The organism is Mucilaginibacter sp. P1_D10 (genome assembly GCF_056406215.1).
The window spans coordinates 224,132-245,888 of record NZ_JBFUAP010000002.1 but is presented as its reverse complement, the minus strand read 5'-3'; the positions used below and the strand labels follow the sequence as shown (position 1 = coordinate 245,888).

19 protein-coding genes are annotated in these 21,757 nt (G+C 47.6%); 6 read left to right on the top strand and 13 right to left on the bottom strand.

Translation table 11 applies throughout. From position 1 onward, the window contains the following. Nucleotides 1-9: 9 nt before the first annotated feature. The 6 genes from lolB1 to AC1DYT_RS03495 all read right to left on the bottom strand — a co-directional run bounded on the left by lolB1 (nucleotide 10) and on the right by AC1DYT_RS03495 (nucleotide 6,636). A complete protein-coding gene (gene lolB1 / locus AC1DYT_RS03520) occupies nucleotides 10-801 on the bottom strand; it encodes a lipoprotein insertase outer membrane protein LolB1 (protein WP_477468268.1) in 792 nt (263 codons plus the stop codon). Further along, entirely contained in the window at nucleotides 779-2,521 is a 1,743-nt protein-coding gene (locus tag AC1DYT_RS03515; RefSeq protein ID WP_477468267.1) for a tetratricopeptide repeat protein, read from the bottom strand. Before AC1DYT_RS03515 ends, lolB1 begins: the two co-directional genes overlap by 23 nt. A gap of 5 nt (nucleotides 2,522-2,526) precedes the next feature. Further along, on the bottom strand, nucleotides 2,527-2,961 hold the full coding sequence (gene dut, locus AC1DYT_RS03510) for a dUTP diphosphatase (RefSeq protein ID WP_477468266.1): 435 nt from the start codon (nucleotides 2,959-2,961) through the stop codon (nucleotides 2,527-2,529). Continuing rightward, nucleotides 2,958-4,460, bottom strand: coding sequence for a lipopolysaccharide biosynthesis protein (locus AC1DYT_RS03505; RefSeq protein ID WP_477468265.1), 1,503 nt, complete (start codon nucleotides 4,458-4,460; stop codon nucleotides 2,958-2,960). Before AC1DYT_RS03505 ends, dut begins: the two co-directional genes overlap by 4 nt. Before the next feature lie 26 nt (nucleotides 4,461-4,486). Then, nucleotides 4,487-4,762, bottom strand: coding sequence for an acylphosphatase (locus AC1DYT_RS03500; RefSeq protein ID WP_477468264.1), 276 nt, complete (start codon nucleotides 4,760-4,762; stop codon nucleotides 4,487-4,489). Between the two features lie 224 nt (nucleotides 4,763-4,986). Then, nucleotides 4,987-6,636: an SUMF1/EgtB/PvdO family nonheme iron enzyme gene (locus tag AC1DYT_RS03495; protein WP_477468263.1), complete on the bottom strand. Its 1,650-nt coding sequence runs from the start codon at nucleotides 6,634-6,636 to the stop codon at nucleotides 4,987-4,989. A 217-nt stretch (nucleotides 6,637-6,853) separates the two neighbouring features. Here AC1DYT_RS03495 and porV point away from each other — a divergent pair, with 217 nt between their 5' ends. Beyond that, on the top strand, nucleotides 6,854-8,014 hold the full coding sequence (porV, locus tag AC1DYT_RS03490) for a type IX secretion system outer membrane channel protein PorV (RefSeq protein ID WP_477468262.1): 1,161 nt from the start codon (nucleotides 6,854-6,856) through the stop codon (nucleotides 8,012-8,014). Between the two features lie 2 nt (nucleotides 8,015-8,016). Continuing rightward, complete coding sequence (ispF, locus tag AC1DYT_RS03485) at nucleotides 8,017-8,508, top strand: 2-C-methyl-D-erythritol 2,4-cyclodiphosphate synthase (protein ID WP_477468261.1); 492 nt, start codon at nucleotides 8,017-8,019, stop codon at nucleotides 8,506-8,508. A 121-nt stretch (nucleotides 8,509-8,629) separates the two neighbouring features. On the opposite strand, the gene mnmL is transcribed toward ispF, so the two are convergent. Continuing rightward, nucleotides 8,630-9,592, bottom strand: a complete 963-nt coding sequence (gene mnmL / locus AC1DYT_RS03480; protein ID WP_477468260.1) for a tRNA modification radical SAM protein MnmL/YtqA — start codon at nucleotides 9,590-9,592, stop codon at nucleotides 8,630-8,632. A gap of 129 nt (nucleotides 9,593-9,721) precedes the next feature. Here mnmL and AC1DYT_RS03475 point away from each other — a divergent pair, with 129 nt between their 5' ends. Further along, a complete protein-coding gene (locus AC1DYT_RS03475; RefSeq protein WP_477468259.1) occupies nucleotides 9,722-10,186 on the top strand; it encodes a hypothetical protein in 465 nt (154 codons plus the stop codon). Between the two features lie 77 nt (nucleotides 10,187-10,263). Next, nucleotides 10,264-10,656, top strand: a complete 393-nt coding sequence (locus AC1DYT_RS03470) for a DoxX family membrane protein (RefSeq protein WP_477468258.1) — start codon at nucleotides 10,264-10,266, stop codon at nucleotides 10,654-10,656. 147 nt (nucleotides 10,657-10,803) lie between these two features. Here the strand turns inward: AC1DYT_RS03470 and AC1DYT_RS03465 are convergent, their stop codons facing one another. Beyond that, nucleotides 10,804-11,145, bottom strand: a complete 342-nt coding sequence (locus tag AC1DYT_RS03465; RefSeq protein WP_477468257.1) for a hypothetical protein — start codon at nucleotides 11,143-11,145, stop codon at nucleotides 10,804-10,806. A gap of 165 nt (nucleotides 11,146-11,310) precedes the next feature. Between AC1DYT_RS03465 and AC1DYT_RS03460 the strand changes: the two genes are divergently transcribed. Then, complete coding sequence (locus AC1DYT_RS03460; protein ID WP_477468256.1) at nucleotides 11,311-15,567, top strand: methylmalonyl-CoA mutase family protein; 4,257 nt, start codon at nucleotides 11,311-11,313, stop codon at nucleotides 15,565-15,567. A gap of 225 nt (nucleotides 15,568-15,792) precedes the next feature. Here the strand turns inward: AC1DYT_RS03460 and AC1DYT_RS03455 are convergent, their stop codons facing one another. The 5 genes from AC1DYT_RS03455 to AC1DYT_RS03435 all read right to left on the bottom strand — a co-directional run bounded on the left by AC1DYT_RS03455 (nucleotide 15,793) and on the right by AC1DYT_RS03435 (nucleotide 20,851). Continuing rightward, on the bottom strand, nucleotides 15,793-16,380 hold the full coding sequence (locus AC1DYT_RS03455; protein WP_477468255.1) for a hypothetical protein: 588 nt from the start codon (nucleotides 16,378-16,380) through the stop codon (nucleotides 15,793-15,795). A 10-nt stretch (nucleotides 16,381-16,390) separates the two neighbouring features. Further along, entirely contained in the window at nucleotides 16,391-17,938 is a 1,548-nt protein-coding gene (locus AC1DYT_RS03450) for a serine hydrolase (protein ID WP_477468254.1), read from the bottom strand. A 163-nt stretch (nucleotides 17,939-18,101) separates the two neighbouring features. Further along, nucleotides 18,102-18,887 (bottom strand): hypothetical protein, encoded by a 786-nt coding sequence (locus AC1DYT_RS03445; protein ID WP_477468253.1) that lies wholly within the window; start codon nucleotides 18,885-18,887, stop codon nucleotides 18,102-18,104. Nucleotides 18,888-19,148: 261 nt separating this feature from the next. Further along, nucleotides 19,149-20,009, bottom strand: coding sequence for an ester cyclase (locus AC1DYT_RS03440; RefSeq protein WP_477468252.1), 861 nt, complete (start codon nucleotides 20,007-20,009; stop codon nucleotides 19,149-19,151). Between the two features lie 68 nt (nucleotides 20,010-20,077). Further along, nucleotides 20,078-20,851, bottom strand: a complete 774-nt coding sequence (locus AC1DYT_RS03435) for a helix-turn-helix domain-containing protein (RefSeq protein WP_477468251.1) — start codon at nucleotides 20,849-20,851, stop codon at nucleotides 20,078-20,080. A gap of 159 nt (nucleotides 20,852-21,010) precedes the next feature. On the opposite strand from AC1DYT_RS03435, the gene AC1DYT_RS03430 reads away from it, so the two are divergent. Beyond that, entirely contained in the window at nucleotides 21,011-21,574 is a 564-nt protein-coding gene (locus tag AC1DYT_RS03430) for a pentapeptide repeat-containing protein (RefSeq protein WP_477468250.1), read from the top strand. Nucleotides 21,575-21,757 lie beyond the last annotated feature (183 nt).

The window sequence follows — 21,757 nt, the reverse complement described above, 5'->3', positions numbered from 1 at the left end:
ATATGATTTTTAATTAGCTGGTTCGTAACTTTTTGGAATACTGAACGGATACTCTAAAACGCGATCGAACTCAACCTGCGTATAACGTAAATTCACCAATACTTTATTGCCCGGCGCAGCAGAAGTAATATCTATCTGCGAAGGCACTATTCGGTTATCTGCCTGTATGAATACTCTGTTGGTCACCTCCAAAGTTTGCCCGGCCGCCGGGTTGGCCAGGTTGGTTTGAGTGGCCTTAAGATCTGGCCCCAACAGCAGTTTATATACCATGCCCTGCAGGTTGCCGGTAATAATGGTATTGTTGCCATCGGGCGCAAGCAGGGCATCCTGGTTAAGCAACCCATCTATCGCGTTGCCTACCAATAAGGCTTGCAGCGCTTTAAAACTTATCTGCTTGCCGGCAAACCGGTATATGTAGCTGAAAGGTTTGCTGAGGTAAATGCTCTGAAAACGGTTTACCACCTGTATGCTATCGGGCGTTATCAATGCACGGGCAACTTCCAGCCCTGCAATAGCGGTTATGGAAACCCATATCTTTTGATCGCGGCTTACGCGGATGTTGAGGGTACAATCGTTATCGTTGCCGTTGATATCCAGTTTGGTTTTGGCCTTGCCGCTAAAAGTATTGAAGGTAGATTGCCTGGATCGTATATCAGCCAGTTTTTCGGCTTTGCCGTTGGGTATTACCGTTGCGGTATCTTTTGTGGGGCGGCTTACCACTACCAGCTTTTTCGATTTACAGCTTGCCGCCACAACCAGCAAAAGCAACAGGGCTATCTTAGTCAGTGTATTTTTTGTCATTTATCTTTTTATCTAATGCCGGCGAGGCCCCTCCCTGCGTTTTGGCTTTTTGCCAGTTTTGCAGCGCACCAGCCTCATCGCCGGTGAAATATAAAATGTCGCCATAATGCTCAGTTTTCACCGCGCTGTCGTCCTTATCGTGCTTCAGCGATTTCTCTATCCACGTTTTGGCGTCGCTGTATTTTTTTTGCCTGAACAATATCCAGGCGTAGGTATCTTCGAACGAAGCCGTATTGGGCTGCAGGGTGTTGCTGCGGGCAGACATTGCTTCGGCTTTATCCAGCTGCTCGTTCCTTAACGACAAATAGTACGCATAATTGTTCAGCGTAAAAGCATTATCCGGGTTATAGCTCAATGCTTTTTCGTACGCATCGTCGGACAGCTTGTTGTTGCTTATAGAATGATAGCAATCGCCTATTACCGAATAGCATTGCGAAAGCATATCCCTATCGCTGGATTCCAGGCTCGCAGCGTTCTTTAAGTAGCCCAGTGCCTTGTTATAATTTTTGTTTTGCTGCCATGCCACGCCCACCAGGTAATTCATCCAGGCCTGGTTGGGGAAATAGCTAAGGGCGTATTCGCCGTCTTTTATGGCCCCTTCGAAATCGCTCTCGGCCATTTCTATGCGCACCAATTGCTCGTGCACCTGGTACGATTGCGCATTTATAGCCACCGATTTTTTATAAACAGGTTTAGCTTCGCGGTACTGCGCATCCTGCACCAGCATATCGCCATATATGGCGTAGGCCTTATCGCTATCGGGGTGCGCCACGGTAAGCAAGCGCGCAAGTTCTAACACGGCTTGCTTTATCTTGGGGTCTGTTAAACGTGTCACGTAATATTGCACCACGCGTATCTTTTGCTCAATGTCCACATCGGGGTTGGCAAAGGCTATGCGGCGCTCGGCAAAGCTCTGCTCCTGGTTTTTGTTATCGCGGTAAACGTCGGCCAGGGCCATATGCAGCATGCCGCCTGTTGCTCCGGTGGTGGTTTGGGGCAGGGCTGCTGCTTTGTTCAATATAGCTATGGCCTTATCATTTAAACCGTTGGAGTTATAAAGTTCGGCCAGCAGCAGGTAATAGCGCAGCTGGTTAGGGTCTGTGGCAATCAATTTAAGCAGTTCGTCGGCAGCTTTATCAATTTTGCCCTGTGCCAGGTAAATGCGTTGGCGGGTCATCTGTAATTCATCTGTAAGGCCGGTTATCGCCTCCACCTTTGCTAATTGTTGCAGTGCTTCGGGATAATCTTTTTGCAGGAAATAGGCATTGGCTTTTTCCAGGTAATAGGCCGGCTTATCGGGGCTGAGGCGTATCAGCTGATCCATGGTAGCTTGCAGCTTGGGGATGTTGTTTGTCTTTTCGTAACTATCGGCCAGAGCCAGCCAATACCATTCATTATCGGGGCTTAAGCTGGTTGCCTGTTCAAGCAAAGGCTCGGCGGCCTGGTAGTTATTCTGGCCCTTTTGCAGGTTGGCCAGCTCATACAACGATGCATCGTTGTTGGGATCTATGGCCAGCACCTGGCTAAACAACTCGGATGCCAGCCTTGTATTATCGATCGTTTTTTGGCGGATGGCCGAGAAAAAGAGGTCCTTCACCCTTAGGCTGTCCATAGCACTGAGGCGTTTGCCGGGCACGCTGTTGCTTTTGCTATCTTTTTGAGCATACAGGGCGGGCATTGTGCCAGCCAGTAATAATATAATCAGCGCTGCCTTTTTCATTTAGTTTAGCTTTTACCGGTATGGCCATAGCCGCCGGCGCCACGGCTTGTTTCGTTCAACTCATCTGCCTCTTGCCATTGTACCCGCTCGTGCCTGGCAACCACCATCTGGGCAATACGGTCGCCGGTGTTTATCAGGAAAGCAGTATCGGAGAGGTTTACCAGCAATACTTTTATCTCGCCGCGGTAATCGGCATCTATAGTACCCGGCGAATTTACAATGCCAATACCATGCTTATAAGCCAGGCCGCTTCGCGGGCGTATCTGGGCCTCGTAGCCTATAGGTAGTTCTATATAAAGCCCGGTGGGTATCAGGCGGCGCTCAAGCGGTTTCAGGGTGATGCTCTCCTCCAGATCGGCGCGCAGATCCATACCTGCCGCATGCAGGGTTTCGTAGGCGGGCAGGGTATTGGCCGATTTGTTGATTACTTTGATGTTCATTTGCTAAATATAGCTTTTAGTTCTTTCCGTTCGATGTATAAAGTGCCCAGGCCGAACAAAATAAGCAGTCCATTCCCGATAAACAGGTTGCGCTTAAATAGGCTGAATGATATGTAAACGACCACAACCGACACGATGATATACGCCAGGTTCTTTTTTAGTAGGTATGGGATAGGATAATGAATTTGACCCCATATGTAGGATAACACCATCATGGTAGTATATGCGGCCAGCGATATCCAGGCCGACGCGATATAGCCGTACGATGGGATGAATATGACGTTGAGCACAATGGTTACCAGCGCGCCGATGCCCGATATGTAAAGGCCGTATTTGGTTTGATCAGTAAGCTTGTACCATACCGAAAGATTCATATAGATGCCCAGGCTTACATAGCCGAACAACAGCACCGGTATTACCCCAATGCCCGACCAGTTCAAGGCAGTTTGCGTGGCATCCTTGCCTTTGATGAAATACTTCAGCAGTTCGATATTGGCTACCAGGGCCACGAATATCATGCAAACCGCGATTACGAAATAATGCATGATGCGCGCATAGGTTTGCGTAGCATTTTTGTTTTTGGCATGGCTGAAGAAGAACGGCTCGGCCCCCAGCCTGAACGCATTTACGAAGATGCTTAAGAAGATAGATATTTTGGCGCATGCGGTATAAATGCCCACCTGCGTTGCGCTTTGCTTTATAGGCAATAGCTTGCCCAGGAGTATCTTATCGAGGTTTTCATTTACCAGGTACGAAAAGTTGGCGATGAGTATGGGCCAGCTATATAGGAGCATCTCCGCAAAAAGCGCCTTGTTGAACTTTGGCCGCAATTGGGCAAACTCGGGCATTAGCATAAGGGCCGTGATGGAGTTGGCGATGAAGTTCGACAGGAAAACGTACCCTATCCAGCCCGGCTTAAACCAGGGTGCAATTATGCCCGCCCCCAGCCAGTTATGCTTAACAATGGCAGGCAGCACGTATATAAAGGTGAGGTTAAGCCCCACAAACATCAGCACGTTGACAAGTTTAAGCATGCCATAGCGGCCAGGGCGGCCATCGGCACGTATTTTGGCGAAGGGTATAACGCTGAGCGCATCAACGACCAGCGTACCTATGAAAAACTTGATGAACGATACGTACTCGGGTAGCGGCGTTGAGGCATCAATACGTATCCAGCCGGCAATAAGGCTGGCCAGCGGGAAGGTAAGCACCAAAAACGTGAGCGATACCATCAATATAGCGCCGAACGCGTTGTTGTAAACAACCTGCTTATCCTCGGGCCGCTTGTTTACGTACCTCATGAAGGTGGTTTCCATACCGAAAGCCAGCAGGGCGTTTAGCATGGATGCGTAGCTGTACAGGTTACCGAATATGCCGTAAACCCTGGTAGGGAAAGTGCGGGTATATATTGGGGTGAGGAAAAAACTGAGTACCCGGCCTGCAATGGTGCTTAAACCATAAACGAAGGTTTGCCCGGCGAATTTTTTTGCGGTTGACAATAGGGTGCTTGCTTAATATTGCGTAATTATCTTTTTACTACCTCAAAATTACGATAGTTTTTTAATTCGCCATCATGGGTTTCAACGCTGGCAACCAGGGCATGCTCGGCACCCTCGTGGCACCACTCCAAAAACATTTCCATCAACATATCATCGGCTTCAGCTTCTATAAACACATCGCCGTTGGGCATATTTCGCACAATTCCCTTTACGCCAAGCTGGTCGGCAACTGCCTTAGCCCCCGCCCTGAAGGATACGCCTTGCACTTTGCCTTTTATTGTTATATCAAGATGTTTTTTCATGTATAATTGTTTGCGATACCGATTCAGCCAGGGCGCAAATGCCCGGCCTAACCACCCATGCAAAATAACTTAATATAGCCGGGAATAAAAAACGAGGGGCCTGCAAAATAATTTGTTTTAGGCCACTATTGCCTTACTTAAGCCGCCTGTGCCGCTGCTGTACAAATAACGAAGCCGCTCCTTTGTTAGGGAACGGCTTCGTTAAGCTTGTTATCAGTGATTACTTATCTCGCTTTGTAAGGCTTTGCTTTTTTAACCGGCAGGTGCGGTTTTCCTTCGGGGTGTATCTCAGGTGCGCCTACCATGGTCATGGCACAACGGAAACCAACTTCGGCACTACTTTCGTCCTCGTCCATAAAACGGCGGGTGGCGGGGTTCATCCAAAAAGCCAAATCGTTCCAAGATCCACCTTTGAATATCTTAGAGTGGTCGTTAACCAAAGTGGTTGTACCGTACAAAGCAACATTCACCGAGTCGGCCGCACCACGGAAATCGGGGTTATAAGCTTTGCCACTGTATTTGATAGTGTTCGGCGTGGTCAATGGCACGGTAGCTCCTGTTCCGGGGGCGGGGGTACCACCTGCAACCGCACCTGCATTAAGGCCCTGCTGCTGCGCTATCATGTCGCTGTATTTTTGTTTTTTATTCGATCGCGCCGGGTCTTTTATCGGGCGGCCATATTTGTCTTTAGCATAAAGGCCCTTAGCCGGGTCGGCAAGGCGCTTGTTGGTAAATTCGTTACCGCGGAAGGGGTTGAAATCTTCCACCTCGTCAAACGAGGTTTGGCGGTAAGTATCGGCCACCCACTCGTTTACGTTGCCGGCCATGTTGTACAAACCAAAATCGTTAGGCTCGTATGAACGTACAGGTGCGGTAATATCGGCCTTATCGTTCAAGCCACCACCAACACCCGCGTTATCGCCGGCACCGCGTTTAAAGTTGGCCAGTATCAAACCACGTGTTTTACGGCTCGGAGAGCGCACGCCCAGGCCGTTCCATGGGTAAACTTTGCCATCGTTGATGTTTTCGAATTCGGTATTGCCTGCAAGCGATAATGCTGCGTACTCCCACTCGGCTTCAGATGGCAGACGGTAGCCTTGTTTCAAAACACCATCCTCAATGCGTACGGGCCTGCGCGGGCCCCCTTTACCGTTACCGGCTGCTGCGTTGGGGTTTTGGTCTTTAGGCATATTCTTGCCGTCTATGCCTGCACCGCGTATCTGGCCGTTCAGATAGATATCGGTATTGAAAGGATCTTTTAAGCCTGGGCCACCGGCAGTTGCGCCTTTTTTGCCTGCAGCTTGTTTCCAGCTGGTCATGTACTGGTTCTCGCGCAGTATGTTCTCGTTGGTACGGTCGGTGCGCCAAACGCAATAATCCTGTGCCTGATCCCAGCTAACACCTACTACAGGGTAATCCTGAAAGGCGGGATGGCGCAAGTAATTTTCCACGTAAGGCTCGTTGTATGACAATGGTTTGCGCCAAACCAGGGTATCCGGCAGGGCGTTGTAGTATAATTCGCCATCGTTGGGGAAGGTAATGTTTATCCAGTGCAGGTAATCAAGCCAATCCTGGTTGCTCACCTCGGTCTCGTCCATATAAAACGATGGCACGGTAACCCTGCGGCGTATGTTGTTGTAATCGTAGGTAACGTCCTGATCGGCACTGCCGCCCAAAACAAAAGTACCGCCTTCTATGGGTACCAGGCCAGGGCCTGGGGTAGGATGCGTTTGCTTAAAACGCAGGTAACCACCGTTGCTACGGTCGTTATAGGTCATCCCCGTTTTCTGAGATTGTGGTTTATTACCGCAGCTGCTTAGCAATGTGCCTAAACCCAACAACACTAAAGCAGTACTAGTAAAAAGTGCTTTCATACTTTGCAAAATATCTATTTGGAGGTAAATCTAATAAAAATCAATAATAAAACAGCGCAATAAATAGCAATTTTAAAAATCGCAGCCTAACTACTAATCATTTAAACGGATTATTTATTACATGAGTTACAATAATTTAGTACAATAGTGGTTTAAACCCAAAAACTTAACGAAAGCTTAGTTTTATTATTTTAAATATAAGAACTAAATTGCACCGATGAAGTATCTGTACACTAAGAGATTTGCTATATACGTATCATTGATGCTTCCGGCGGTGGCTTCGGCACAAACAGGTACTGATGGCAGCATCAACAGGTCTACGGCCGTGCCCTTCCTTAATATTGCTCCGGATTCGCGCTCGGGGGCTATGGGTGAGGCTGGCGTGGCCCTTTCGCCCGATGTGAATGCCAATTACTGGAACCCCGCCAAGCTGGCCTTTATGGAAACCGGCAACGATATCGCCTTATCGTACAGCCCCTGGCTGCGCCATTTAGTGCCCGATATCAACCTGGCTTATTTAAGCTTTGCCCACAAAATTGATGAACGCAACACCTTCGGCGCATCGTTAAGGTATTTTAACCTTGGCAGTATAGAGAATATTGATAACGATCAAAATAACCTTGGTACTTATAAACCCAGCGAATTTTCCCTCGATGCATCCTTTGCGCGCAAATTCGGCAACAATTTCTCGCTGGGCTTAACTATGCGGTATATCAATTCCAACTTCGATAACGCTGCATTCGTATCGGGCGGCAGCACGGTGCAAAACAAGGCGGGCAATGCCATATCTGCAGGGGTGTCCTTATACTATAAAAAAGATTACGGCGATAGCTCTACCTTCGCCTTCGGTGCAAATATATCCAACATAGGCTCAAAAATTGCTTACAGCGATGCCGGCGCCAAATACTTTCTGCCCGCCAATTTAAAGCTTGGCGTTGCCAATACCTGGCGGCTGGATGGTGCGAGCACAATTACCGCAACGCTTGATTTTAATAAGCTTTTGATACCTACACCGCCTTTGCGCGATGGCGACGGCAATATCACTTCGGGTAAGGACGATAATGTTTCGGTACCTGCAGGGATATTTCAATCCTTTGGCGATGCGCCCGGCGGCTTTAGCGAAGAACTTAAAGAAATCTCCCTCTCGCCCGGGCTGGAGTATTGGTATAACAACTTGATTGCTTTGCGCGCCGGCTATTTTTACGGCAACCCAAGCAAGGGCACCCAGCGCTATGCCACCTTTGGGGTGGGGCTTAAGTACCAGGTATTTACTTTCGATTTTGCTTACCTGGCAGCAAGCCAGCAAAGCAGCCCACTGGCCAATACCCTCCGTTTCACTTTATCGGCCAGCTTTGGCGGTACCGGCTCTTTTAAATAATAATGGCTAAAATAAAAGTAGGTTTTGGTTTTGATGTGCACCAACTAAAAGCACAGCACCCCTTTATTTTGGGCGGCGTAAATTTGGAGCATACCAGCGGCGCATATGGCCACTCGGATGCGGATGTACTGCTGCACGCCATTTGCGATGCCCTTTTAGGTGCCGCCAACCTGCGCGATATAGGCTTTCATTTCTCTAATAAAGACGACCGCTGGAAAGGCATCAGCAGCCTGATACTATTGCAGCACGTAGTAGCTTTATTAGCCGAAAAAAACTGGCAGATAGGCAACATAGATGCCATGGTATGCCTGGAAGCACCCAAAATAAACCCGCATATACCCACCATGCAGGCCAACATAGCCAAAGCGGCGGGCATAGATATCGATGACATATCCATTAAAGCAACCACCAACGAAACCCTTGGCTTTATAGGCCGCGAAGAAGGGGTTGTGGCATATGCGGTGTGTTTGATAGAGAAGGTGCAATCTCTATAAACAACAAAAGGGAATTAATATCGAATAATGAATTTCGAATTTCCAACACCGAAGTTTTTTACTTCGTGATTGGAAATTGGGTGTTGGGTGTTCGCAATTCTTAAAGGCAGTATAATACACATCAAAGTTTACTTCCTTGTATTACCCCGCGGCTTAGTATCTTTTGATCGATATAATATTGGATTTCCGATTTTTTGAGGCCCCAGTTGGGTGCAATGAGAAGCTCTCGGTCGCTCAGGCCAAAGAGGCGCTGGATGATGATATCCGGGCGTACCAGGGGCAGCAGCTCGCATAAAAATTCAGCATATTCATCAAGCCCAAAAAGCTTGAATGGCTCGCGTTTGTACTTTACACCCATTACGCTCCCCTCTACGATATGCAGGTGATGGAACTTCACGAACTTTATTTGTGCGTGGCGGTTTATCTCGTCGGCATATTTCAGCATCATCTCCTTAGTTTCCCAGGGGAAACCGAAGATGGTGTGTACGCAAACATCCAGTTTGGTGTTCTCGGTAAGCTTCAGTGCCTTCAGCAATTCGTCGTGGCTGCAGCCTCGGTTTATCTGGTTAAGGGTTTCGTCGTAAATGCTTTCCATACCCATTTCCAGGTCTACGTCGAAACGGTCGGTGTAGCTTTCAAGTAAGGCAATCTTTTCAGCATCGATACAATCGGGTCGGGTGCCTACGCTCAGGCCTACAATGTCTTCGGTACCGTAACTCAAAGCCTCATCGTACATCATTTTAAGGTAATGCGTGGGGGCATAAGTATTTGTGTTCGGCTGGAAATAAATGATAAATTTATCGGCCTTATTGCCATTACGGGCACGCTCCATGCCCTGCATCACCTGCTCGCGCACGGTTGGGGCATTGCGGCTAACCGAGGGGGTGAACGAATCTACATTGCAATAGGTGCAGCCGCCGTAACCTTTGCTGCCATCGCGGTTGGGGCAGGTAAAGCCGCCATCAACAATAACCTTAAATACGCGGTGCCCCTTGTACTTCTCCTTTAGCCATGGGCCATAGTTGTTGTAGCCCTTTTCCCAGGGAGATTCCGTTTGTGGTATTTGCTGTATTGCCGCTTGCATTGCCGCAAAGGTAACAATTTATGCCGATACGCTATTTCGCCGCTTGCGCGTGGAGCTTTTTTGCACAGATATTTGCTTGGTTTCCCTATAAATACCTATTTTAGGGCTTGGAAACCAACCTTATCATCCATGAAGAAAATATTACTTTTCGCCTTACTCTGCATATTTTTATCCGCTTGTAAAAAAAGCGCCGCGCCTGAGCCCGATACCGGCCCCGCATCTATAGTAGGCAATTGGGTAATGATTAGCCACCAAGCCAGCGTTTACGATAACTCCAATAAATTCCTGGGCCTGGAGAGCCTTTACCTGGAAAAACTAACCTTCACTGCCGATGGCAAAATGCAGGAGACTACCATAACGGGCAGCACATATACATCTACATATATCACAAAGGCGGTAGGCGGTAAAAATTACCTGGTGCTTACCTCTAAAGACCCTGATACGGGCTACACTTATACCGACCAATACGAGATAACCGAACTTAGCGCTAACCGGCTGGATTTTACCACCGGCGAATTGTACAGCAGCGAGCCCTTCCCCTACCGGGATGGCATATTGGCCAAAGTAAAAATACGAATCGTAGCTACCCGGTAAAACTACTTCCAAAATACGCTGGCTGGTGTGCGTATCGAAACCACAACTGTGCGATTAAATTGGCTATTTTTACCATCATGAAAATTACCGTATTGATCTCTCGCCTGTTGCTGGGCGCTTTATATCTCGTGTTCGGCCTTGATTATTTCCTGCATTTTATACCCTACCAGCCGCCATTGCATCCGGGCGCGGCCGGCGTGTTCAAAGCCGGCTTGGTGGCCGCGGGTTATTTTTATCCGATGCAAAAAACCATTCAGGTACTTGGCGGGCTGTCGTTACTCGTTAATCGCTACGCGCCGCTTTCTGCGGTGGTGCTGTTCCCTATCAGTTTGAATGTATTGCTGTTCCACACATTGTTAGCCCCCGAGGGCTGGCTGATGGGCGTATTTTTGATAGTACCGAACCTGCTTTTGGGCTGGGGGTATTGGAAATATTATAAAAGCATGTTCATACAAAAGGCAGCGGCCTAATGGCCACTGCCTTTTTGCGTTTTGTTGCTTTTGCACCTGCTATTCTTTGTCGGTCAAAGTAATCGAATCATCTTCACTGGAAAAGCTTTTGCAATAGTAACGGGGCATTCATGTTGTGATATAGATATTTAGGATGTAGGATTGAATTTATCGGGCTGCGCTGCGGCGTAACAGGTAATGCTGTCCGTGACTGTCGCTATAAACGTTTACGAACAGCCAGCCTTGCAAGGCCATATAATTAAGCGCCTCTACCATTGAGCCAAAGGTTAGGGGGCGGCCGCGTTCATCAGTAATTTTATTATCTATACTAACGCCAGGTTTGCCATAATCGGCCTCCAGTTCGATGCGGCTGCTGAACACCTTACCAACAGGCATTACGGCGCAATAAGCTTCGGAGGTTCTAGCAGTATCGGTGTGTACGGTATCGGCTTGTGCAATGGCAAAGAAAGGCAACAAGGCCATCGCCGGTAAAAGCAACAGGTTTTTCATAGGCGCAACAGTAGTTGTTTTGTTGTTAGAAGGATTGCTATGGTCGAGGTTTAACGGCTACCGAAAATAAATTTAGGCTTGCAATACCATGCTTTTTATTATGCAAGCATAGTTTTTGCCTCTGCAAAATTTGACTAATTTTACCTGCAAACCAATTTGCCCTGCATGGAAAGCATCGCGCCATATAAATCTCAGCATAAGATCCGTTTTGTAACCGCCGCCTCACTTTTTGATGGGCATGATGCTACCATCAATATTATGCGCCGCATTTTGCAAAGCACCGGTGCCGAGGTGATACACCTGGGCCATAACCGTAGTGTGGATGAGGTAGTAAACTGCGCGATACAGGAAGATGTGCAGGGCATTGCCCTAACCAGCTACCAGGGCGGCCACGTAGAGTACTTTAAATACATGCGCGATCTGCTTAACGAGCGCGGAGCGCAGCATATTAAAATTTTTGGCGGCGGTGGCGGGGTTTTCCTGCCGCATGAGATTGCCGAACTGCAGGCCTACGGCATTACCCGCATTTACTCGCCCGATGATGGCCGCACCATGGGCCTGCAAGGCATGATAAACGATATGATGCAGGCTTGCGATTTTGACCTTGGCGAAAAAGTTGCAGGTGAAGAAGTTGCAGTAGCAGGGGCAGTGGCGAGGAATTCAAAATCTATTGCGCAACTGATAACCGCTGCCGAACTTGGTAAACCTTCAAACCTACCACCTGCTACCGCTATTGCAACTGCCGCTAATATTACTACTGCTACTACTACCCCCGTCCTCGGCATCACGGGTACGGGCGGTTCGGGTAAATCATCATTAGTGGATGAATTTGTGCGCCGTTTTTTAATGGAGACGGATAAGACGCTGGCCATTATCTCAGTAGACCCTAGCAAACGCAAAACGGGCGGCGCCCTACTTGGCGACAGGATAAGGATGAACGCCATCAACAGCCCGCGTATTTATATGCGTTCGCTGGCCACGCGGCAGGCCAACCTTGCTTTGAGCAAGCACGTGCAGGAAGCTATTGATATTTGCAAAGCCGCCGGTTATGATATGGTTATTGTAGAAACCAGTGGCATCGGCCAGTCGGACACCATGATAACGGATTACTGCGACGTTTCGCTCTATGTTATGACCCCCGAATTTGGCGCGGCTACCCAGCTGGAAAAAATTGACATGCTGGATTTTGCCGACCTGGTGGCCCTCAATAAATTTGATAAACGCGGCGCTTTAGATGCCATACGCGATGTGCGTAAGCAATACAAACGCAACCATATGTTGTTTAATGCCAAGGACGAAGACCTGCCCGTGTACGGCACCATGGCTTCACAGTTTAACGATCCCGGGATGAACACCCTCTTTGCCGCCATCATGAAAACGGTGAAAGATAAAACAGGCGTTGATCTGCTGGACGGAAAGGCATTAAAGGTAAAAGGCGACGAATCGGAGAAGATCTACATCATCCCACCCGACAGAATACGCTATCTCGCTGAAATAGCCGAAAGCAGTGCAGCTTACACCGAATGGGTGAATGAGCAATGCAAGATAGCCCAGCAGCTGTTTCAAATTAAGGGTAGCCTTACCCTGCTTGAAGGAGGCGGTACGCAGAAGCCTCACCCTGCCCTCTCCAAAGGAGAGGGTTCAAAAAAAGAGGATTCAAAAAAAGTCCTCTCCTTTGGAGAGGATTTAGGTGAGGCCCTGCGGGATATTTACACCCACCTCGAAAGCCACCTGCACCCCGATTGTAAGCGCCTTTTAAAAGAATGGCCCGAAACCATTGCCAAATACCAGGCGGAGAATTTTATTTATAAAGTACGCGATAAGGAGATAAAACAGCCTTTATATTATACCTCACTCTCGCAATTAAGCATCCCCAAGATCTCCCTGCCCAAATACGAGGCATGGGGCGATATTTTGCGATGGCTGCTTACTGAGAACCTACCCGGCGAGTTCCCCTACGCGGCTGGGGTATTCCCGCTAAAGCGCGAAGGGGAAGACCCTACCCGTATGTTTGCCGGAGAGGGCGGCCCCGAGCGTACCAACAAGCGTTTCCATTATGTATCACTTGAGCAACCGGCGCACAGGCTGTCTACTGCATTTGATTCGGTTACGCTGTACGGAGAAGACCCGCATATCCGCCCGGATATCTACGGCAAAATTGGCAACTCCGGCGTAAGCATCGCCACGCTTGACGATGCCAAAAAGCTTTACTCCGGCTTCGACCTGTGCCATGCCAGCACATCCGTAAGCATGACCATCAACGGCCCCGCGCCGATGCTCCTCGGCTTTTTTATGAATGCTGCCATCGACCAGCAATGCGAGAAGTACATCACCGAAAACAAGCTGGAGCATTTAGTAGAGGCGAAGTTTAAGGAATTGTATGATGATAAGGGGTTGCTGAGGCCGGAGTATCAGGGCCTTGAGAAGCCTCACCCTGCCCTCTCCAAAGGAGAGGGTTCAAAAAAAGAAGATTTTAAAAAAGTCCTCTCCTTTGGAGAGGATTTAGGTGAGGCTTCTTCAAGCAAAAAAAGCCTCACCCCAGCCCTCTCCAAAGGAGAGGGAGTTGTTGACGAGGACAAAAAAGTCCTCTCCTTTGGAGAGGATTTAGGTGAGGCTTCGAAGGCACTTCATATTCCCGGATTTTATACCGCAGACACCAAAATATGGAAAGCATTAAAAGAGAATTCAATAGCTAACAGGCAAAATCCCACTGAAGCTGAAAATAAGTTGTGGCAGCTTTTGAGAAATAATCAGGTCGGGCATAAAATAAGGCGCCAGCATGCAATTGACGGCTACATTGCCGACTTTGTTTGTTTACCGAAAGGATTGGTAATTGAAATTGACGGAGGCTATCATAAGTTTACAAGTGAAGAAGATAACGTACGAACAAGGGTTTTAAATCGGGAAGGGTTCGATGTTATCCGGTTTACAAATGAGGAAGTACTTAATGAAACACATCAGGTAATAAGTGAAATAAGAAATGCTTTAGATAAACAACCGTATCGTAGCCTCACCCCTGCCCTCTCCAAAGGAGAGGGAGTTGTTGACGAGGACAAGAAAGCCCTCTCCTTTGGAGAGGATTTAGGTGAGGCTTCTTCAAGCAAAAAAAGCCTCACCCCAGCCCTCTCCAAAGGAGAGGGAGTTGTTGACGAGGACAAAAAAGTCCTCTCCTTTGGAGAGGATTTAGGTGAGGCTTCGGAAGCTCCAATACTTCCCCCCGGCAACAACGGCCTCGGCCTTATGCTCCTCGGCCTAACCGGCGACCAAATCCTCCCTCCCGATGTCTACGAAAAGATCCGCGCCTATGCCATCGCCACCGTCCGCGGCACCGTGCAGGCAGATATTTTAAAGGAAGATCAGGCACAGAACACCTGCATCTTCAGCACCGAGTTTGCGCTGCGAATGATGGGCGACATACAGCAGTATTTTATTAAGGAGAAGGTGCGGAATTTTTATTCGGTATCAATCTCCGGCTATCACATTGCCGAGGCGGGTGCCAACCCGATAACGCAACTCGCGTTTACGCTGAGCAATGGCTTTACTTATGTAGAGTACTATCTCAGTCGTGGGATGCATATTGATGATTTTGCACCAAACCTTTCCTTCTTCTTCAGCAATGGTATCGATCCGGAATATTCGGTGATTGGCCGTGTGGCACGCCGCATCTGGGCAAAGGCCATTAAAAATAAATACAAGGGTAACGATAGGTCGCAAAAGCTGAAGTACCATATCCAAACCAGTGGGCGGTCGCTGCATGCGCAGGAGATAGATTTTAACGATATCCGTACCACTTTGCAGGCCTTGTATGCTATTTATGATAACTGCAATTCCCTGCATACCAATGCCTATGATGAGGCCATCACCACGCCAACGGAAGAATCTGTCCGTCGGGCAATGGCCATCCAACTTATCATCAACCGCGAACTGGGCCTCGCCAAAAACGAGAATCCGATACAAGGAGCTTTCATCATCGAAGAACTAACCGACCTGGTGGAGCAAGCTGTACTTACAGAATTCAAGGCCATTAACGACCGTGGCGGCGTGCTCGGCGCTATGGAAACCATGTACCAGCGCAGCAAGATCCAGGAAGAATCCCTCTATTACGAAACCCTAAAGCATACCGGCGAATATCCCATCATTGGCGTGAATACTTTCCTCAACAAAAAAGGCTCGCCCACGCTGATCCCATCCGAAGTGATACGCGCCACCGAAGAAGAAAAGCAATGCCAGATAGAGGCCCTGCACCTGTTCCAAAAGCGGAATGAAGAAAAAGCACCTGCATTGCTAAAAGAGCTACAACAGCGCGCCATAGCCGGCGATAACATCTTCGAGAGCTTGATGGAAGCCTGCAAATATTGCAGCCTTGGGCAAATAAGCCATGCGCTTTACGAGGTGGGGGGGCAGTACAGGCGGAATATGTGAGCCCCCCAGCCCCCTGAAGGGGGAGTTTTTGAATTGCTAACTGATATTTCGCGCAAAGCCGCTAAGCTGCAAATAATCCCGAACATCGTTGCTTTTTTTCTGCAATAGGGAAGGGTTTAGCCACGGTGCGGTTGACAGGTGTGCAACGACAACGGGGCCGCAGCGCTCCCGACAGTCGTTGGGACTGCAAAGCCCGGCCCGCAGGGATTGCCCATAAATTTACTTTTATGGTTGTTGCCGTTTCTCGCCCGTGGCATCCTCAATAACTATTTCGAACCGTTTATTTTTTACTGCAATGGATTTAAGAGTTCCGGCAAACCGCCATGTTGTACCGGCATTTGCTTGTATGTTATCTGCAGTCCACTTGCTTTTTAGTATTATATAGTATGAAGTAAATATAGCTCTATCCTCTTGATCCCCCTCCGTAAGCACCAAGGTATCAGGGACATTTAAATCGGCACTAAATGTGTTTAACTCCCGTTTTTCGGATAACGGGTACCAGGGAAGCAAAACAAGCTTACTAACAAAACCAGTAACGTTATTTAATGCTTCAGTTTCAGTAACCTTACCTGTATTTAGCAAGCCCGCCTCGGAAAGTATGTACATGTACCGAAGTTTAGGTGCCTCCCGGCTATTTACTTGCACGAAAGGAATGCTATTTAAAAGCGACAACGATAATTTGTTAGCGGGGAGCCAGTCTCCTGCCACAATCAAGTCGACAAGGCGGCTCCAATCTTTCTTCGCTATTACTGATTGGGCATGCGCGCTCGAAAAAGCAATGAAAAATAACAAGGCAAAAACAACTTTTTTCATCGTCAAACTATTACTTTGTTTTCGCAAAATCCAGATCCTGGAAATCATAACTAAAATCTGTTGCGGGGCTGATGGCTTTCATTTTTAGGCCGGTTGGTTTGCCGTTCTCATCGGTAGTGAACATCGCAAAGGCGTCGGCATCCATACTGCGTTTGTTCCATTTCACTACAAATGTGTTGCCTTTATAAAAGAACATTTGCCCGGTTAGGTGCGGCGAACGTTTTGATGTGAACCAAAGCTGCCCGTCCTTTTGGCTGATGGTGGCATCGCCCAGCCAGTTGTCGTGGTAAGTTCCTGCATAAACGCTGGCATCTAAAGTTGTTTTCTTTTGCTCTTCTACCTGTTTCCAAACATCGGCAACTACTTTGCCTGCACCTGCCATACCGGCTTTTTCATTGTCGCTGTATACTTTTACCCAGTCGCGACCGGTATCGCCAATGTAGGTATCCAATATCTCGTTGGTAACCGAACTAAACGCACCGCCCGATTGCTGGTTGGTTAGCACAATAATACCCAGCTTCAACTCGGGGAACAGCGTTACCTGCGTTACCATCCCGTCCAGTCCGCCTGTGTGGCTTACTTTTAAATAACCCTTGGCATCCTGTAGGAACCAGCCCAGCCCGTAGCCTGCGAAGTGCGTATTGTAACTACCCGGCCCGGATGGGAGCGGTGTTTGCACCGACCACATCTGGCGGTGCACGGCGCTGCTGAACAGGCGTTTGCCTAAATCGTCGCCGTATTTGCCATCGTTCATTTGCATAATGGCCCATTTGGCCAGGTCGTTCACGCTGCTGTAGATACCGCCGGCAGCATTGGTAGGTTCGCTGGTATTGCGGGGGATAACAATTACTTTACCATCCACGGCGGCATGGGCATCAATGTAGTTTTTTGTGTTTTTTACGCGACTGTATGATGCAAAACTGCCCGTCATTTGCAGGGGCTTCATAATGCGGGTTTCTATAAAATCTTCCCAGCTCATGCCGCTTACGCGGGCAATCACTTCGCCTGCCACTATGTACAGCTGGTTATCGTAATCAAATTTACTACGGAAACTGCTCACCGGTTTAAGGTAGCGCAGGTTGTGGATGATATCCTTCACCGTAAAATCTGTCGAATCGGGGAAGATCATCAGGTCGCCCGCGCCCAGCCCAAGCCCGCTGCGGTGGGTAAGCAAATCCCGGATGGTGAATTCGGCCGTAACATATGGGTCGAACATCTTGAATTCGGGGATGTAGTCGGTTACTTTATCATCCAGCTTGAGTTTGCCTTCGTCAACCAAAATACCAATAGCTGCGGTAGTAAAAGCCTTGCTGTTTGATGCTATGCCGAACAGCGTATTAGCATCCACCTTTTTCTGGGTACGCAAAGATGCCACCCCATAGCCATTGGCATAAACCAGTTTGCCGTCCTTTACCACAGCCACAGCAATACCCGGCACGTCGAAGGTTTTTAGCGCAAGGTTTGCCAGGCTATCTATTTTTGCCGGGGTCATCTGGGCTTTTGCTGTGCCGAAGGTTAATGCGCAAACTGCGAGGGTAAGTATAGGGCGAAGGTTCATGGTGATGATTGTATTGAATAGCTAAATATAAGAACAGGATTTAAGGATTAGCACAAGCAATTAAAAATTATAGTGAGGTTTATCAGAGTTGTGCAAGTGGGCCAAATAACCAAAATCGTTTTGCAATTGACTATACTTAAATGAGTTTCAAACTACGGAAAACTCAACTTGAAAGTTCTGTTATTCTAACGTCACTCACTTCTATTTGTCCTTGCCCAGCAGTATATTGTAAATGAATCCGTATGTTTTTATTTGTTTTAGGTTGAAAAAAGAGCCCAACTTTTTCCCCTTTTTGAGACGGTATTTTACATTGTGTGGTCGTGCTTATTCCAGATCCAACTTGGTCGGTGCACCAAAGTTGAAACATTGCTGTAGTTCCCAACGTCGATTTAATGAAGCAAGAAATCTCATAGGCTTTACCTATTTCTAATAGGTCGTTTATGTTAATATTTGAACCATCTTCTTTTTTGGCAGTATTTGAACCAGTAAATATCATTTTACCATTTTGAATGCTTGCGTAATTGCTACCCCAATGATTAATATCCCACAAATAGTTAATCGGAATTTGCTGCGATTTCTCCTGAATCCTTTCAATTTCATTTATTGCATCCTTGACATCATTCTCATTCTCGTTGGTTTCCAAGTTTCGTACGGTTTTTTTTAGCCTCTCTAAATCTGCCGGAACATCTTTATTTCCCACCATAATTTTGACAAAATTGTTTTCTTCTTTATAGTCACTGGGGGAATACATCACTTTTTGATTAAAATTTAATGTCGAAAAAAATAATATTGCCAGTAACGTTGGAAAACCTATGAGAAACCAAACGAAAATATATTGTAATTCCTTATCAATTAAACCGATAGCAACGGTAGAACTTACCTCTGCCAATGCGGCAAAAATTCCAATTATAGTAAGTGGGTTGTTAATCCTTTTAATATTCTCTACCATAAAGCTTTAGTGATTTATTTTTAAGTTATTGATTTTCGTAAATATAGTAAGGATTTATCTTCGATTCATTATTGATGATTGGGGACATTTTCCGGTCAATTGTTCCAGATAACTTCAATAGGTTTTATCGCCGCTGATAAAAGGAAAGAAGATTTTGATGCCTCTTAAAAAACTAAAGAAGAAAAACAAGTAAAACCATCAATTACTGAATAATTCAAAATTATAGCAAGCCGGTGCCCCTAAGCACCGGCTTGCTATAATTTATTTCATCGTCATGGCCGCTTTATAAACGGCCCTATCCAGTGTTATGCCCAACTGTTTTGTAAACTCGGCAGGGTTAAATCCAATACGTTTGTATTCGGCTTGCACGGCTTCTTTGGCATGGGCAAGGGCTTCCTGGCTTTCCCAAACGGCTATGGTGGTTAAGAGGGTATTCCCGGCCATATCGGTGCCTTCATAAGCCTCGTCGCGTACAAAACCGGGCAAATTGCGGATAAACTTCCGGTTATAGTCCGTGCGTTTCATAAACTCCTCTTTTGCCGCAGCGGGGATAACAAATTTATCAATAAACATTACCTGGGCATTGTTGGCGGCCATCCGGTTCACATCTGCCGGCAGTACGTGTATGCCCTGCAAAAAGCCGAGCCTGTCGGTTTGTAAATGGGCGGCAATCACCTTGCCGTCTTTTAACTGGTAAATGGCCAGCCCATCGTTATGAGTAACCTGGTTGGTAGGCATAAACTTTTGGTATTGGTTTTTAAAAGTGCCTGTCCACCGCCAGCGTATACTTACTTTGTCGCCTTCGGCAACAAGGTCTTCTATATGCCAGTTAATATCCGGGAACGATTTGATGAGCGGGGCCACAAAGCCCTCAAAAGCATGCGGCCCTTTTTCTTCCTTAAAGCCTACATATTCCGGCGCTATTAAATTAGTGAGCAGCGCCATGTTGCGTTTATTCAGCGCTTGTTCGTATAGGTCGCGTATGATTTGTTTGTTTGCAGTGGTTACCATAATAGTTGTTTTGTTGGATTGATGATTTAATTTGGGGGATTGCGCGTTTGATGCCCCGGTGGCCAGTAGGGCCAGGGGTAACAGCATTAGCTTAATTGTTTTTGCGTTCATGTTGCAGATAATTTGTTAGCACAAAAATCCCAACAGGCGCGGCTCAATCCTTGTAAAAAATCATTGATTTACCAAAACAGCGGGTTGCGGAAGAAATCGGTAGGGGTTTGACCGGTAAACAATTTAAAGTCTTTATTAAAATGCGGCTGGTCGAAATACCCTGCGTTAAAGGCCAGTTCGTTCAGGTCGGCGCAATATTTACCGGCACTTAGCAATTGCCTCATACGAATAATGGCCGAAAATTGCTTGGGCGATGCGCCCGTGGCCCTGCGGAAGCGTTTTTCAAGTGCATCCTGGCTGATGCAAAGTGTGGCGGCGAGTTCTTTAATGCGGATGTACCCTTTAGTTGCCCGTATTTTTTGCAGGGCAGTGGCTACCAGTTTATCGGCGGTGTAGTTTATGGGTTGCGTTAAAAGGAAAGATTCGATGACGGCGATGCGCCGGGCGTTATTGTCAGCTTCGGCGAGTTGCTCCTCTACCAAAACAATCTTTTGCCGGCCAATAATATCCTCCATCGGCACGCTATTATTAAACAATTCGTGTACGGGTGGCTTACAAAAGGCCGCCGCCCCCGCCTCTTTAAATATCACTAGTAAATTGCCCGATTGCCGCCCGTACTGCATTACCCGGGCAGAGCGGCGCAGCCCCGATATCACCGAAAGCGGCAGCTCTGTTTCCACGCCTTCGGCGGTATAATTTACCTTGCCGCAAAACCTGAAGGCCATTACCAGCGCGGTATCGGGCAATACGCGGTTAATGTCGCCCTCATCGCTTTGGATAACCGCGTACTGTTGCACAAAGGGCGATAAGGCGGCAGATGGCGGGTAAAACTCGGCTTTCATTTAATTAGTTGACAGGCAATAATTAAAGTTAGCAAAACGGCCGCAGCCTGCTAAACAGCTTTGCATTTATTACATTTCTGTGTAAAACGGGCAGATATACTATGCGCAATCATTTTCCACATCCACCCAAAAATAACCGATAAGCTTATCTTTGCTGCTATGCATCATGAAGACCAAACTTTCACCAAACTCACCGCCGCCCAGTTAAAATCCGCCCAAGTTTATGAGCATTGCAAATTCATCAGTTGCGATTTCAGCAATGCATACCTGGATGGGCTTGTTTTTATGGATTGCGGCTTCGAAGATTGTAACCTGCTGCTGGCCAGCGTGGGTAATACCGGTTTCCAAAATGTGTTGTTCAAAGGTTGTAAGCTAAGTGGGGTAAACTTTGGCAAGGCCCGCGATTTTTTGTTCGAGACGAATTTCGAACACTGCATACTGGATAATGCCATTTTCTATCAAAAGAAGAATAAGAAAGCTAAGTTTACTGATTGTTCCATGATAGAAACAGACCTCACCGAGGCCGACCTAACCGATGCCAAATTCATCAACTGCAATCTGCACCGCGCATTCTTCAGCCGCACCATCTTAAAAGGCGCCGACCTGCGCTCCTCCTACAATTTCACTATCGACCCGGATGATAACGTAGTAAAAAAGGCTCATTTCTCGCTCCACGGATTGCCGGGATTGCTGGGGAAATACGATATTAAGATAGAAGGGTAACGGTTACCAAAATTTCCCCAACGTCATTGCGAGCGAAGCGCGGCAACCATCGGCAAGCATAGTCGCTCTGCATATCCGACCTGCTACCGAGGGTTGCTTCGTGCCTGCAAGGACGCGGTGGTGAAAGCAACCCTTCGCCACAAATCCCCGTACTCCTTAAACTCACCCCATCCGCATTTGCGT